The sequence below is a fragment of the Enterobacter cloacae complex sp. P1B genome (assembly GCF_014982345.1).
Lineage (GTDB): Bacteria > Pseudomonadota > Gammaproteobacteria > Enterobacterales > Enterobacteriaceae > Enterobacter > Enterobacter bugandensis.
In genome coordinates, this window is record NZ_JADCLF010000009.1 from 22,743 (window position 1) to 37,031 (window position 14,289).

Annotated in this window: 12 protein-coding genes; 10 read left to right on the forward strand and 2 right to left on the reverse strand. The window is 58.2% G+C overall.

Annotated elements, in window-relative coordinates; genetic code table 11:
- Window position 1 precedes the first annotated feature (1 nt).
- From INF77_RS10560 to INF77_RS10585, 6 genes are read left to right on the forward strand one after another with little or no spacing between them, the layout of a single operon-like run.
- Window positions 2–1,522: a sugar ABC transporter ATP-binding protein gene (locus INF77_RS10560; RefSeq protein ID WP_028015199.1), complete on the forward strand. Its 1,521-nt coding sequence runs from the start codon at window positions 2–4 to the stop codon at window positions 1,520–1,522.
- Entirely contained in the window at window positions 1,519–2,514 is a 996-nt protein-coding gene (locus INF77_RS10565) for a ribose ABC transporter permease (protein WP_028015198.1), read from the forward strand. The genes INF77_RS10560 and INF77_RS10565 overlap by 4 nt, the downstream gene beginning before the upstream one ends.
- Before the next feature lie 30 nt (window positions 2,515–2,544).
- On the forward strand, window positions 2,545–3,486 hold the full coding sequence (locus tag INF77_RS10570) for an ABC transporter substrate-binding protein (protein WP_028015197.1): 942 nt from the start codon (window positions 2,545–2,547) through the stop codon (window positions 3,484–3,486).
- A 49-nt stretch (window positions 3,487–3,535) separates the two neighbouring features.
- Window positions 3,536–4,222 (forward strand): D-lyxose/D-mannose family sugar isomerase, encoded by a 687-nt coding sequence (locus tag INF77_RS10575; RefSeq protein ID WP_063155539.1) that lies wholly within the window; start codon window positions 3,536–3,538, stop codon window positions 4,220–4,222.
- A 10-nt stretch (window positions 4,223–4,232) separates the two neighbouring features.
- Window positions 4,233–5,093, forward strand: coding sequence for a ketose 1,6-bisphosphate aldolase (locus INF77_RS10580; RefSeq protein WP_028015195.1), 861 nt, complete (start codon window positions 4,233–4,235; stop codon window positions 5,091–5,093).
- The gene (locus INF77_RS10585; protein ID WP_193532258.1) at window positions 5,090–6,097 is read left to right on the forward strand and encodes a carbohydrate kinase family protein; all 1,008 of its coding nucleotides are present in this window, start codon (window positions 5,090–5,092) and stop codon (window positions 6,095–6,097) included. The genes INF77_RS10580 and INF77_RS10585 overlap by 4 nt, the downstream gene beginning before the upstream one ends.
- Here the strand turns inward: INF77_RS10585 and INF77_RS10590 are convergent.
- Complete coding sequence (locus INF77_RS10590; protein WP_193532259.1) at window positions 6,094–6,825, reverse strand: response regulator; 732 nt, start codon at window positions 6,823–6,825, stop codon at window positions 6,094–6,096. The genes INF77_RS10585 and INF77_RS10590 overlap by 4 nt on opposite strands.
- Before the next feature lie 257 nt (window positions 6,826–7,082).
- Between INF77_RS10590 and fdhF the strand changes: the two genes are divergently transcribed.
- The 3 genes from fdhF to INF77_RS10605 all read left to right on the forward strand — a co-directional run bounded on the left by fdhF (window position 7,083) and on the right by INF77_RS10605 (window position 10,499).
- On the forward strand, window positions 7,083–9,230 hold the full coding sequence (gene fdhF, locus INF77_RS10595) for a formate dehydrogenase subunit alpha (protein ID WP_193532251.1): 2,148 nt from the start codon (window positions 7,083–7,085) through the stop codon (window positions 9,228–9,230).
- Window positions 9,231–9,550: 320 nt separating this feature from the next.
- A complete protein-coding gene (locus INF77_RS10600; protein WP_193532250.1) occupies window positions 9,551–9,703 on the forward strand; it encodes a Hok/Gef family protein in 153 nt (50 codons plus the stop codon).
- A gap of 121 nt (window positions 9,704–9,824) precedes the next feature.
- On the forward strand, window positions 9,825–10,499 hold the full coding sequence (locus INF77_RS10605) for a tetratricopeptide repeat protein (RefSeq protein WP_045261055.1): 675 nt from the start codon (window positions 9,825–9,827) through the stop codon (window positions 10,497–10,499).
- Window positions 10,500–10,579: 80 nt separating this feature from the next.
- Here the strand turns inward: INF77_RS10605 and gltP are convergent, their stop codons facing one another.
- Entirely contained in the window at window positions 10,580–11,893 is a 1,314-nt protein-coding gene (gltP, locus tag INF77_RS10610; RefSeq protein ID WP_028015187.1) for a glutamate/aspartate:proton symporter GltP, read from the reverse strand.
- 423 nt (window positions 11,894–12,316) lie between these two features.
- Here gltP and acs point away from each other — a divergent pair, with 423 nt between their 5' ends.
- Complete coding sequence (acs, locus tag INF77_RS10615) at window positions 12,317–14,275, forward strand: acetate--CoA ligase (protein ID WP_041911526.1); 1,959 nt, start codon at window positions 12,317–12,319, stop codon at window positions 14,273–14,275.
- The last annotated feature ends 14 nt before the right edge of the window (window positions 14,276–14,289 follow it).

Sequence of the window (14,289 nt, forward strand, 5' to 3'; positions counted from 1 at the left end):
CATGAGCAGAACCCCGGTTTTAGAGATGCGCCACATTGCCAAAACCTTTGGCAATTTCCACGCGCTCAAGGGCGTGGATTTGACGGTCTTCCCCGGTGAGATCCACGCGCTGATGGGGGAAAACGGCGCGGGAAAAAGCACGCTGATGAAGATCCTCGCGGGGGCCTATACCGCCACCGGCGGCGAGATCCTGATCGACGGCCAGCCGTTTCACATCAAAGGGCCGAAGGACGCGCTGGCCGCAGGCATTACCCTGATTTACCAGGAGATGCAGCTCGCCCCCAATCTGACCGTCGCTGAAAATATCTTCCTCGGCAGCGAGCTGTCGCGCGGCGGGCTGGTGCAGCGCAAGGAGATGGCCGCCCAGGCGCAGGCGGTGATTGACCGTCTCGGCGCGCAGTTCAGCGCCACCGACCTGGTGATGAAGCTGACCATCGCCGAGCAGCAGCAGGTGGAAATCGCCCGCGCGCTGCACCGCAACAGCCGCATCCTGGTGATGGACGAACCCACCGCCGCCCTCTCCTCCCGCGAAACCCACCGCCTGTTCGAACTGATTTTGCGCCTGCGTGATGAAGGCATGGCGATTATCTATATCAGCCACCGCATGGCGGAAGTGTATGAACTCTCTGACCGCGTGAGCGTTCTGCGCGACGGGCAGTACGTCGGCAGCCTGACGCGTGACAAGCTGAACGCCTCAGAGCTGGTAAAAATGATGGTGGGCCGCCCGCTCAGCGATCTGTTCAACAAAGAGCGCGATATCCCTCTCGGCAGCCCGCGTCTCAACGTGCACCACCTCACCGACGGTAAAAAAGTGCAGCCATGCAGCCTGCAGGTGCGCTCCGGTGAAATCGTCGGGCTGGCAGGGCTGGTCGGGGCCGGACGCTCCGAGCTGGCGCAGTTGATTTTCGGCGTGCGCAAGGCCACCGGCGGGATGATTGAGGTGGACGGCGAGCCGGTGGTGATCCACTCCCCGCGCGCGGCCATTGAAAACGGGATTGGTTTTCTCACCGAGAACCGCAAGGAGCAGGGGCTGTTTCTGGAGCTGGCGGCGCAGGAGAACATCACCATGGCGACGCTGGAGCGCGACGCCACCTTCGGCATGCTTAACCGCAAAAAAGCCCAGTCCATTTCCGATGATGCTATCGCCCTGCTTAACATCCGCGTGCCCCATTCTCAGGTGCGCGCGGGCGGGCTCTCCGGCGGCAACCAGCAAAAGCTGCTGATCTCCCGCTGGGTGGCGATTGGCCCGCGCATTCTGATTCTCGACGAACCCACGCGCGGGGTGGACGTCGGTGCCAAAAGCGAGATCTACCGCATCATGAACCAGATGGCGCGCAAGGGGGTGGCGATTCTGATGATCTCCAGCGAGCTGCCGGAAGTGGTAGGCATGAGCGACCGGGTGTACGTAATGCGGGAAGGCAGCATTGCGGGTGAACTGCACGGGCGCGACATCTCTCAGGAAAATATTATGACGCTGGCAACCGGCGTGAACGACACACATCATCAGGCGGTGCAATCATGACAACTCCAACCCATCCGCAGCAGGTGGCGAAATCCGCCTCCGCCAAAAAAATGCTGATGAGCGATCTGATGCAAACGGTCGGCATTTTGCCGATTTTAATCCTGATTGTGGCGGTGTTTGGCTTTATCGCCCCGAACTTCTTTACCGAAAGTAACCTGCTCAACATTACCCGTCAGGCGTCGATCAACATCGTGCTGGCGGCGGGGATGACCTTCATCATTCTGACCGGCGGGATTGACCTCTCCGTGGGCTCGATTCTCGGCACCACGGCGGTGGCGGCGATGGTGGTCTCGCTTATTCCTGAATTCGCGATGCTCTCCATTCCGGCGGCGCTGATGCTCGGCATGGTGCTGGGGCTGTTCAACGGCGCGCTGGTGGCCTTCGCCGGGCTGCCGCCGTTTATCGTCACGCTCGGCACCTATACGGCGCTGCGAGGCGCGGCGTATCTGCTGGCGGACGGCACCACGGTGATTAACTCCAGCATCAGCTTCGAGTGGATCGGCAATAACTATCTCGGCCCGATTCCGTGGCTCGTCGTCATTGCCCTGGCGGTCATCGCTATCTGCTGGTTCATCCTGCGCCGCACCACGCTCGGCGTTCATATCTACGCGGTCGGCGGCAACATGCAGGCGGCGCGCTTAACCGGCATCAAGGTCTGGCTGGTGCTGCTGTTTGTCTACGGCATGAGCGGCCTGCTCTCCGGCCTCGGCGGGGTGATGAGCGCCTCGCGCCTCTACAGCGCCAACGGCAACCTCGGCACGGGTTACGAGTTGGATGCGATTGCGGCGGTGATCCTCGGCGGCACCAGCTTCGTCGGCGGGATCGGCACGATCACCGGCACGCTGGTGGGGGCGCTGATCATCGCCACCCTCAACAACGGCATGACGCTGATGGGCGTCTCCTACTTCTGGCAGCTGGTGATCAAAGGGGCGGTGATCATCATAGCGGTGCTGATCGACAAATACCGTACCCGACATCATCAAAGTGCATAACAACAATACCCTACAAGCGAGGAAGACAAGATGCGTTTGAAACCCTTAGTGACCGCGCTCTGTGCTGGCGCGCTGCTGGCCGCAACGCCGTTTGCGCAGGCAAAAGATCTGAAGTCCATCGGCGTGACGGTGGGCGACCTGGCTAACCCGTTCTTCGTGCAGATCACCAAAGGTGCCGAGCTGGAAGCGCGCAAGCTGGCTGGCGATAACGTCAAGGTGACGCTGGTTTCCAGCGGTTACGATCTGGGCCAGCAGGTGTCGCAGATCGATAACTTCATCGCCGCGAAGGTGGACATGATCATCCTCAACGCTGCGGATTCCAAAGGGATCGGCCCGGCGGTGAAGCGAGCCAAAGAAGCGGGGATCGTGGTCGTGGCGGTGGACGTGGCGGCGGAAGGGGCCGATGCGACCATCACCTCCGATAATACCCAGGCGGGGGAAATGGCCTGTAAGTACATTACCGACCGCCTGAAAGGCAAAGGCAACGTGGTGATCATCAATGGACCGCCGGTCTCCGCGGTGCAGAACCGCGTGGAAGGCTGCCAGACGGAATTCAAAAAACATCCGGACATCAAGGTGCTATCGGACAACCAGAATGCCAAAGGCAGTCGTGAAGGCGGGCTGGAAGTGATGACCTCCCTGCTGGCGGCCAATCCGAAGATCGACGGCGTATTCGCGATTAACGATCCGACCGCGATCGGCGCCGATCTGGCGGCGAAACAGGCCCAGCGCAACGAGTTCTTTATCGTCGGCGTGGACGGTTCCCCGGACGGTGAAGAGGCGCTGAAGCGCGAAAACTCCCTGTTTGTGGCGACCCCGGCGCAGGATCCGCAGGTGATGGCGGCGAAGGCGGTGGAGATCGGCTATGACATTCTGCAGGGCAAACCTGCGCCGAAAGAGCCTGTGCTGATCCCGGTGACGATGATCGATAAAAAGAACGTCGGCACGTATAAGGGGTGGACGGTTAAATGATCCTTTTCCCTCTCCCACAGGGAGAGGGAACTGTTTTCAAGGAGTCCCCATGAAACGCTCCGACATCAATGAAATCCTCGGCCACACGCGGCAGTTCTTTTCCATGCACGACGTGCATCTCCCGCCGTTTGCCAGCTTTCCACCCACAAAATGGCAGCAGCTTGACCAGGCCGCGTGGCAGGAAGTGTTTGACCTCAAGCTCGGCTGGGACGTGACCGCTTTCGGCGGCAACAGCTTTTCCGCACAGGGTCTGACGCTGTTTACCCTGCGCAACGGCTCCCCGAACGGCGTGCCGTATGAGAAATGCTACGCCGAAAAAATCATGCACGTGCGCGACGGCCAGGTGACGCCGATGCATTTTCACTGGCGCAAGCGGGAAGACATCATTAACCGGGGCGGCGGGAACCTGATTATTGAGTTATGGAATGCCGGGATGCATGAGGAGACCGAAAACACCGACGTGACCGTCACGATTGACGGCTGTCGGCAAACCCACGCTCCCGGCAGCCAGCTGCGCCTCACACCAGGGGAAAGCATCTGTCTCACGCCCGGCCTGTATCACAGCTTCTGGGGCGAACGCGGCTTTGGCGACGTGCTGGTGGGCGAAGTGTCGTCGGTGAATGACGACGAGCACGACAACCACTTTTTGCAGCCCGTTGCCCGCTATAACAACATCGAAGAAGACGAACCGGCGGTGCTGGTGCTGTGCAACGAGTACAACCTGTTTCGGAGATAAGGAGTGAATGATGCCACTGATTTCTCTTGCCGACGGTCTTGAGCACGCCAGGAAACATCGCTACGCGCTGGGCGCGTTCAACGTGCTCGACTCCCATTTTCTGCGCGCGCTGTTTGCCGCCGCAAAGCAGGAACGCTCGCCGTTTATCATCAACATCGCCGAAGTGCACTTTAAGTATGTTTCCCTGGATTCGCTGGTCGAAGCGGTTAAGTTCGAAGCCGCCCGCCACGATATTCCCGTGGTGCTGAATCTCGACCACGGTCTGCATTTCGAGGCCGTCGTGCGCGCCCTGCGCCTGGGGTTTAGCTCGGTGATGTTCGACGGCTCGACGCTGAGCTACGAGGAGAACATTCGCCAGACCCGGGAAGTGGTGAAGATGTGCCACGCGGTGGGCGTCTCGGTGGAGGCGGAGCTGGGCGCGGTCGGCGGGGATGAAGGCGGCGCGCTGTACGGACATGCGGATGAAGCGTTCTTTACCGACCCGCAGCTGGCGCGGGAGTTTGTCGATAAGACCGGCATCGACGCGCTGGCGGTCGCCATCGGCAACGCGCACGGCAAATACAAAGGCGAGCCGAAGCTCGATTTCCCGCGCCTGGACGCCATTCGTCAGCAGACGGGGCTGCCGCTGGTGCTGCACGGCGGCTCCGGGATTAGCGATGCCGACTTCCGCCGCGCCATCGAGCTGGGCATTCATAAAATCAACTTCTACACCGGCATGTCGCAGGCCGCGCTCGCCGCCGTTGAGCAGCGTATGGCGAACCGCCAGCCGCTGTACGATGAGTTTGCCGAACTGCTGCTGGGGATAGAAGAGGCGATAACCGATACGGTCGCCGAGCAGATGCGCATCTTCGGCAGCGCGGGGCAGGCATAATGGAACGCAAAGGCATCATCGCCGCAGGCAACATGCTGGTGGATCACGTTCACCAGATCGTGCAGTGGCCGGAGCGCGGCTGGCTGGCGGAAATCACCCACAGCGAACGCTCCACCGGCGGCGCGCCGCTCAACGTGCTGCTGACGCTGGCGAAAATGCACGCCGGCCTGCCGCTGCAGGCGGTGGGGCTGATCGGGGAAGACGGCGACGGGGATTACATTCTGGCGATGCTCGACCAGTACCACGTCAACCGCCAGCGCGTGCAGCGCACCACCTTCGCCCCAACCTCCATGTCGCAGGTGATGACCGATCCCAGCGGGCAGCGCACCTTTTTCCACTCGCCGGGGGCCAACCGTCTGCTGGATCTTCCCGCCTTCGATCGTCTCGATGGATCGATGAAGATCTTCCATCTCGGCTACCTGCTGCTGCTCGACAGCCTGGATATGCCGGATGACGAGTTTGGCACCCGCAGCGCGCGGCTGCTGGCGCAGATGCGCGAGCAGGGGTATGAAACCTCCCTTGACCTGGTGTCCCGCAAGGGCGACCCGCGATACCAGCCGCTGGTGCTCCCTGCCCTGCGCCATCTGGATTATCTGGTAATTAACGAGCTCGAGGCCGGTGAGTTTAGCGGGCTGGAGATGCGCGACGGCAACGATGCGCTGAACATCGCCCATATCGCCGATGCCGCGGCGCAGCTGCTGGCGGCAGGCGTTCATCAGCGGGTGGTAATCCACTGCCCGGAAGGGGCATGGGGTGAAACACCGGGAGAAGCGGGCCGATGGGTTCCGTCCTGGAAGCTGGAGCAGAACGAGATTATCGGCAGCGTCGGCGCGGGCGATGCCTTTTGCGCGGGCTTTTTATACGGCTGCCATGAATCGCTGCCGCTGACAGAAAGTATTTATCTGGCGCACGCCTGCGCGCGGGCAAGCCTGCTGGCGGCCAATGCGATTGACGGCGCAAAAACGCTGGCCGAGCTGCAGCTGTTTATTAAAGAGAATACTTAGGCCGCTTTCTCGCTATGAGACACATCGGCGGCAAAAACATAGCCCAGACCGCGCATGGTTTTGATGAGCTTAGGCTGATGCGGGTTGACCTCGATTTTTCGCCGCAGGCGCATGATCAACACGTCAATCGTGCGGTCGAATACCTCGGTACTTTCGCTGTGGGTGAGCTCAAGCAGCTGCTCGCGGCTCAGTACCCGGCGGGCATTTTGCGTGAGCGCCAGCAGCAGGCCATATTCACCCTGAGTCAGTGGCACGGCGTTACGCTGCGGATCAATCAGTTCACAGCGGGCGGTGTCCAGCGTCCAGTCGTTGAAGGTTATCCCCGCCGCACGTGGCATCGGCGCTTCGGCTGCCAGCGCTCCGGTACGACGCAGCACGGCCTTAACGCGGGCCACCACCACGCGTGGATTAAACGGTTTGCCAATATAATCGTCAGCCCCCATCTCCAGCCCCACCACCACGTCTGATTCACTGCCCAGCCCGGTTAACATGATCACCGGTATCGCCGGGCGCTGCTTTTGCAGCTGCAGCAAAACCTGCAGGCCGTTGATGTCCGGCAGCATCATATCCAGCAGAACAAGGGCGATAGCCTGCTCCTGTTGGACCTGTCGCAGCGCATCCTGGCCGTTGTGGCAGACAAGCACGCTAAAGACGTGCTCGCTCAGCACATCCTGCAGCAGTTCACACACTGCCATATCGTCATCAACCACCAGAATCGCCGGTTTCATCATATGCTTCCGTCAGGGGATTATGTTAAGTCTGAACCATTCTGCCGTCGGCTCCAGTGAAATGAATTTTTCCGTGACGGAAATTCAACCCATGTCACATCCGCCGCTCATTCGACACGTCAATTTTGACGATTGTCTGCTTTTCGTCAGGGATTTCGCCGGGAATGCACCGTAAAGCCGGTGAGTAACCCCACTAAAAAAATGGCATAGAAGCTGCATTAGTCGGTGCGAAAGATTTGATTAACTGGAGCAGACTGATGAAAAAAGTCGTCACGGTTTGCCCTTATTGTGCCTCAGGTTGCAAGATCCACCTGGTGGTCGATAACGGCAAAATCGTCCGGGCGGAGGCCGCGCAGGGGAAAACCAACCAGGGCACGCTGTGCCTGAAGGGGTATTACGGCTGGGATTTTATTAACGATACACAAATCCTCACCCCGCGCCTGAAAAACCCTATGATCCGCCGCGAGCGCGGCGGCAAGCTGGAAGCCGTCTCCTGGAACGAGGCGCTGGATTACGTCGCCACGCGCCTGAGTGCTATTAAGGCCAAGTATGGCCCGGATGCCATTCAGACCACCGGCTCCTCACGCGGGACCGGGAATGAAACCAACTACATGATGCAAAAATTCGCGCGCGCCGTTATTGGTACCAATAACGTCGACTGCTGCGCTCGCGTCTGACACGGCCCATCGGTTGCAGGTCTGCACCAGTCGGTCGGTAACGGCGCAATGAGTAATGCCATCAACGAGATAGATAACACCGATCTGGTGTTTATCTTCGGTTATAACCCAGCGGATTCTCACCCTATCGTCGCGAACCACGTGATTCGCGCTAAACAGAACGGGGCGAAAATCATCGTCTGCGATCCGCGCAAAATCGAAACCGCGCGCATTGCGGATATGCACATTGCGCTGAAAAACGGCTCGAATATCGCGCTTTTGAATGCGATGGGGCACGTCATTATTGAGGAGAACCTGTACGACCAGGCGTTTGTCGCCACGCGTACGGAAGGGTTTGAAGAGTACCGGAAAATTGTCGAAGGCTACACGCCGGAGTCGGTAGAGGCAATAACCGGCGTGAGCGCGCAGGAGATCCGCCAGGCGGCACGGATGTATGCCGGAGCGAAAACCGCCGCCATCCTGTGGGGCATGGGCGTGACCCAGTTCTACCAGGGCGTGGAAACCGTGCGCTCCCTGACCAGCCTCGCGATGCTGACCGGGAATCTGGGCAAAGCGCACGTCGGCGTTAACCCGGTTCGCGGCCAGAATAACGTCCAGGGTGCCTGCGACATGGGCGCGCTGCCGGACACGTATCCGGGCTACCAGTACGTGAAGTACCCGGAAAACCGCGAGAAGTTCGCGAAGGCCTGGGGCGTGGAGAGCCTGCCGGCACACACCGGCTATCGCATCAGCGAGCTGCCGCACCGCGCGGCGCACGGTGAAGTGCGGGCGGCCTACATCATGGGTGAAGATCCGCTCCAGACCGACGCCGAGTTGTCTGCGGTGCGCAAAGGCTTTGAGGATCTGGAGCTGGTGATTGTCCAGGATATCTTCATGACCAAAACCGCGGCGGCGGCGGATGTGATTCTCCCGTCGACCTCCTGGGGCGAGCATGAAGGCGTCTACACGGCGGCGGACCGCGGCTTCCAGCGCTTCTTTAAGGCGGTCGAGCCGAAGTGGGATTTGAAAACGGACTGGCAGATCATCAGCGAAATCGCCACCCGCATGGGCTACCCGATGCACTACAACAACACCCAGGAGATCTGGGACGAGCTGCGGCATCTGTGCCCGGACTTTTATGGGGCAACCTATGAAAAAATGGGTGAGCTGGGCTACATCCAGTGGCCGTGCCGGGACGAGTCGGAGGCCAACCAGGGGACGTCGTATCTCTTTAAAGAGAAATTTGACACCCCGAACGGGCTGGCGCAGTTCTTCACCTGCGACTGGGTTGCGCCGATCGATAAACTCACCGAGGAGTACCCGATGGTGCTCTCTACCGTGCGTGAAGTAGGCCACTACTCCTGCCGTTCGATGACCGGCAACTGCGCCGCGCTGGCGGCGCTGGCGGACGAACCGGGCTACGCGCAGATCAACACCGCCGATGCGGAGCGCCTCGGCATTGAGGATGAAGCGCTGGTGTGGGTGAATTCGCGCAAAGGCCGCATCATTACCCGCGCGCAGGTCAGCGACCGTCCAAACAAAGGGGCGGTCTATATGACCTACCAGTGGTGGATTGGTGCCTGTAACGAGCTGGTGACGGAGAACCTCAGCCCGATAACCAAAACGCCGGAGTATAAATACTGCGCCGTCAACGTGGAGCCAATTGCGGATCAGCACGCGGCGGAACAGTATGTGATCGACGAATATAACAAGCTGAAAGCACGGCTGCGTGAAAGCGCAATGGGTTGAAGCCGTTAATTAATCGCTGAATAAAGGGAGTGAGTTATTCACTCCCTTTTTATTTCCACTTAAAACATTAAAAATATAAATTATTATTCTGGAAAGCGGCTCGCAAAATAATGTAATTCGCGCAGAACAGAATTACATCTTTGCATTTTAATTCAGAAGGATAAGATGTGCGGCGGGTGCTTAAGACTTTCTGTCTTGAGCATTGTTGAGGGACAGAAAGTGGAAAGCCCCGGGAAATTTTCATTCACCCGAGGCTACCCCTCAACTACCAACAGGTTGAGAGTAGCCTCTTATTCTTTTTTTGACAAGGAGTAAAAGGCATGACGCCATTAAAAACTGCGTTAGGCATCGTCTTTATTATCTGCCTGACGATAGTGATATTTGCCTTTATTACTCGCGGTAGACTGTGCGAGTTTTCAATAAAGAGTGAACATCAGGAGGTGGCGGCGAAATTAGCCTGCATGGCAGGCTAACCTCTACGGGCGAAACCACGGTTTCGCCCGGCTTGTAGGATGCTGAGGTCTTAATGCACCCATTTTTTTCTTTTGCTACCGCGATTATACTGCGCGGCGTGTACCCAGATGATAAGAATCCATGAAAGCCATTTTTCTGTTGTTGTTATTTTTTACGTCGTTCGCCCGCGCGGATGAGATAGGCAGCCAGTATCAGAAGCAGGCGGAAGCCGGCGATGCCCGCGCCCAGTATTATCTCGCCGATACCTACTTCAGCTCCGGTGACAGAAAGCAGGCAGCGCTGTGGGCCGAGAAAGCCGCGAAAGGCGGTGATGTCGACGCCATGGGGTTACTCTCGCAGATCCTCTTTACGCAGGGGGATTACGCTCAGGCTAAAGCGCTGGCGCAGCAGGCCACCATCGCCGGCAGCAAGCGCGGCACGATTATGCTGGCGCGTATTATGGTGAACACGCAGGCGGGTAAAACCGACTATCCTCAGGCCATCAAGCTCCTGCAAACGGCGGCCGAAGATATCGACAACGACTCGGCGGTCGATGCGCAACTGCTGCTGGGGCTGATTTATGCCAACGGTGTAGAGGTGCCGCAGGATGACGTACAGGCGGCATCATGGTTTAAGCGCAGCTCGTCCCTGTCACGTACGGGCTATGCGGAATACTGGGCAGGAATGCTGTTCCAGCAGGGTGAGAAAGGCTTTATCACGCCGAATAAGCAGAAAGCGCTCTACTGGCTAAACCTGAGCTGTACCGAAGGGTTTGATACGGGGTGTGAGGAGTTTGATGCATTGAGCGGAGAATAACGTGCCGGGTGGCGGCTTCGCCTTACCCGGCCTACAAAACCCGTAGGCCCGGTAAGCGCAGCGCCACCGGGCTTAGGATGTTACTGGTCAGCCGTCTTATCAAAACGACCCAGCACTTCGCGTTCATACGCCAGCGCCTTTTTACGGTCGAATTTATGTTCCCACTTGGCGATAACCAGCACCGCCAGCGCGTTACCCACCACGTTCAGCGCGGTACGCGCCATATCGAGGATACGGTCCACACCGGCGATAAACGCCAGGCCTTCCAGCGGAATACCCACGCTGCCCAGCGTCGCCAGCAGCACCACGAAGGAGACGCCCGGCACGCCTGCGATGCCCTTTGAGGTCACCATCAGCGTCAGAACCAGTACGATCTCCTGCCACAGCGACAGGTCAATGCCGTACAGCTGCGCGATAAAGATCGCCGCAATACTCTGGTACAACGTCGAGCCATCCAGGTTAAAGGAGTAGCCGGTCGGCACCACGAAGCTCGTTATCGACGCTGGTGCGCCGTACGCCTCCATCTTCTCAATGATGCGCGGCAGCACGCTCTCAGAGCTTGCGGTGGAGTACGCCAGAATCAGTTCATCCTTCAGGATACGGATCAGGATCCAGATACTCAGCCCGCACAGGCGCGCCACAATCCCCAGCACCACCAGCGCGAAGAACAGAATGGCGAAGTGCACCAGGATCACCAGCTTCGCCAGCGGCCACAGGGAGGCAAAACCAAAGTTCGCCACGGTCACTGCGATAAGCGCGAACACCCCAACCGGCGCGTAGCGCATCACCATGTGGGTCACTTTGAACATGGTTTCGGAAATAGAGCGGAACACGGTGACCAGCGGCTCACGGTGTGTTGCCGGCAGGGAGGAGAGCCCCAGACCAAACAGCACCGAGAAGAAGATGATCGGCAGCATCTCGCCTTTCGCCATGGAAGCAATGATGTTGGTCGGCACCAGCGACAGGATAGTCCCCATCAGACCGTGGGAATGGCTCTGCACGTCAGCGGTGGTGCTTTGGTATTTCGAAATATCCACCGTCGCCAGCTGCGACATATCGATCCCGGAGCCTGGCTGGAATACGTTCGCCAGCGTTATGCCGAGGATAATCGCAACCGTGGTGATCACTTCGAAATAGAGAATAGTTTTCGCGCCAATGCGGCCTAACTGCTTCGCATCGCCGACGCCCGCGATACCGACCACCAGCGTCGAAATCACAATGGGCACCACAATCATCTTAATCAGATGAATAAAAATATCGCCTGCCGGAGAGAGCAGGTTCGCAATCAGCCACTCGCGGCTGTCGCTATGATAATGAAGATAACTGCCCAGCAAGATGCCCAGCACAAGGGCCAGCAGGATCTGCCAGGCCAGGCTGACTTTCAAATTTTTCATAGAAACTGACTTCCTCAATGAAATCTCCGCACCAGCAAAACTGCATGAATATGGAGACATACTGAAAGGGTATGAATTGTGTTGCGTTGGTTTATGGGATTTTTTAACGCGGCGTATGAGTATCATTTGCACGACCTGTTGCGCAAGCCTTAAAGAACGACGCATTTCACTATCAAAAGCGGTTATGACGCGAGTTTGTCATAATTCTGATAAATAACCTTTTGTTATAAAAACGCTTTTTTATAAAGAATTGTGAATAATCGGCATCGTGAATTATTTCCCTTCAAAGTTTCATTCGCTCAATTTTCAACCTGTTCAAACAATGCGTGATCTGTCGCCCAAATACTAAACAAAGCTTGTAAAGCCCCTACTATTAACGTTTTTGCGACATATTATTAACATCTTACAAGGAGAAAAAAAGCCATGAGCCAAATACACAAACACGACATTCCCGCAAACATTGCGGACCGTTGCCTGATCACCCCGGAGCAGTACCACGAGAAATATCAGCAATCTGTTACCAACCCGGACGCCTTCTGGGGCGAGCAGGGTCACATCCTTGACTGGATCAAACCTTATCAGAAGGTGAAGAATACCTCTTTCGCGCCAGGCAACGTCTCCATTAAATGGTATGAAGACGGCACGCTGAACCTGGCGGCGAACTGCCTGGACCGCCATCTTGCCGAACGCGGCAACGAAACAGCCATTATCTGGGAAGGCGACGATGCCTCTCAGAGCAAACATATCTCTTATAAAGAGCTGCACCGCGACGTCTGCCGCTTCGCTAACGTGCTGCTGGACCAGGGGATTAAAAAAGGCGACGTGGTGGCGATCTACATGCCGATGGTGCCGGAAGCGGCGGTAGCTATGCTCGCCTGCGCGCGTATCGGCGCGATCCACTCCGTCATCTTCGGCGGCTTCTCCCCTGAAGCGGTTGCCGGGCGCATCGTTGACTCGAACTCGAAGCTGGTGATCACCGCCGACGAGGGCGTACGCGCCGGGCGCGGTATTCCGCTGAAGAAAAACGTCGATGAAGCGCTGAAAAACCCGAACGTCAAATCCATCAATAACGTCATTGTCCTCAAGCGTACCGGCGGCAAGATCGACTGGCACGAGGGGCGTGACCTGTGGTGGAGCGACCTGATTGAAAAAGCGAGCGACCAGCATCAGCCGGAAGAGATGAACGCGGAAGATCCGCTGTTTATTCTTTACACCTCCGGCTCAACCGGTAAACCGAAAGGCGTACTGCACACCACCGGCGGCTATCTGGTCTATGCGGCCACCACCTTCAAATACGTCTTCGACTACCATCCGGGCGACATCTACTGGTGTACCGCCGACGTGGGCTGGGTCACCGGACACAGCTACCTGCTGTACGGCCCGCTGGCCTGCGGCGCAACGACGCTGATGTTTGAGGGCGTACCGAACTGGCCGACCCCGGCGCGCATGTGTCAGGTGGTCGATAAGCACCAGGTCAACATTCTTTACACCGCGCCAACGGCGATCCGCGCGTTAATGGCGGAAGGTGATAAGGCCATCGAGGGCACCGACCGCTCCTCATTGCGCATCCTCGGCTCCGTGGGCGAGCCCATCAACCCGGAAGCCTGGGAGTGGTACTGGAAGAAAATCGGTAACGAGAAGTGCCCGGTGATGGACACCTGGTGGCAGACCGAAACCGGCGGCTTCATGATCACCCCAATGCCGGGTGCCACGCAGCTGAAGGCCGGCTCGGCAACCCGTCCGTTCTTCGGCGTGCAGCCTGCGCTGGTGGATAACGAAGGTAATCCGCAGGAAGGCGCTACCGAGGGTAACCTGGTGATCACAGACTCCTGGCCGGGCCAGGCGCGCACGCTGTTTGGCGATCACGAGCGCTTCGAGCAGACCTACTTCTCGACCTTTAAAAACATGTACTTCAGCGGCGACGGCGCGCGCCGGGATGAAGACGGTTATTACTGGATCACCGGACGCGTGGACGACGTGCTGAACGTTTCCGGCCACCGTCTGGGTACGGCAGAGATTGAGTCCGCGCTGGTGTCGCATCCGAAGATTGCCGAAGCGGCGGTGGTCGGCATTCCTCACAACATCAAGGGCCAGGCGATTTACGCCTACGTCACCCTGAACCACGGTGAAGAGCCGTCGCCGGAGCTGTATACCGAGGTGCGCAACTGGGTACGTAAAGAGATTGGCCCGCTTGCCACGCCGGACGTACTGCACTGGACAGACTCGCTGCCGAAAACCCGTTCCGGCAAGATTATGCGCCGTATCCTGCGCAAAATCGCGGCAGGCGATACCAGCAACCTCGGCGATACCTCAACGCTTGCCGATCCTGGCGTGGTGGACAAACTGCTCGAAGAGAAGCAGGCCATCGCAATGCCATCCTAGTGTTTTCTCCCTCT

Excerpts from the sequence above, each read along its gene's own strand:
- INF77_RS10590 (WP_193532259.1), bottom strand. The coding sequence starts at position 6,825 with ATGAAACCGGCGATTCTGGTGGTTGATGACGATATGGCAGTGTGTGAA.
- gltP (WP_028015187.1), bottom strand. The coding sequence starts at position 11,893 with ATGAAAAATTTGAAAGTCAGCCTGGCCTGGCAGATCCTGCTGGCCCTT.
- INF77_RS10575 (WP_063155539.1), top strand. The coding sequence starts at position 3,536 with ATGAAACGCTCCGACATCAATGAAATCCTCGGCCACACGCGGCAGTTC.
- INF77_RS10605 (WP_045261055.1), top strand. The coding sequence starts at position 9,825 with ATGAAAGCCATTTTTCTGTTGTTGTTATTTTTTACGTCGTTCGCCCGC.
- INF77_RS10580 (WP_028015195.1), top strand. The coding sequence starts at position 4,233 with ATGCCACTGATTTCTCTTGCCGACGGTCTTGAGCACGCCAGGAAACAT.
- INF77_RS10600 (WP_193532250.1), top strand. The coding sequence starts at position 9,551 with ATGACGCCATTAAAAACTGCGTTAGGCATCGTCTTTATTATCTGCCTG.
- INF77_RS10560 (WP_028015199.1), top strand. The coding sequence starts at position 2 with ATGAGCAGAACCCCGGTTTTAGAGATGCGCCACATTGCCAAAACCTTT.
- INF77_RS10570 (WP_028015197.1), top strand. The coding sequence starts at position 2,545 with ATGCGTTTGAAACCCTTAGTGACCGCGCTCTGTGCTGGCGCGCTGCTG.
- INF77_RS10565 (WP_028015198.1), top strand. The coding sequence starts at position 1,519 with ATGACAACTCCAACCCATCCGCAGCAGGTGGCGAAATCCGCCTCCGCC.
- acs (WP_041911526.1), top strand. The coding sequence starts at position 12,317 with ATGAGCCAAATACACAAACACGACATTCCCGCAAACATTGCGGACCGT.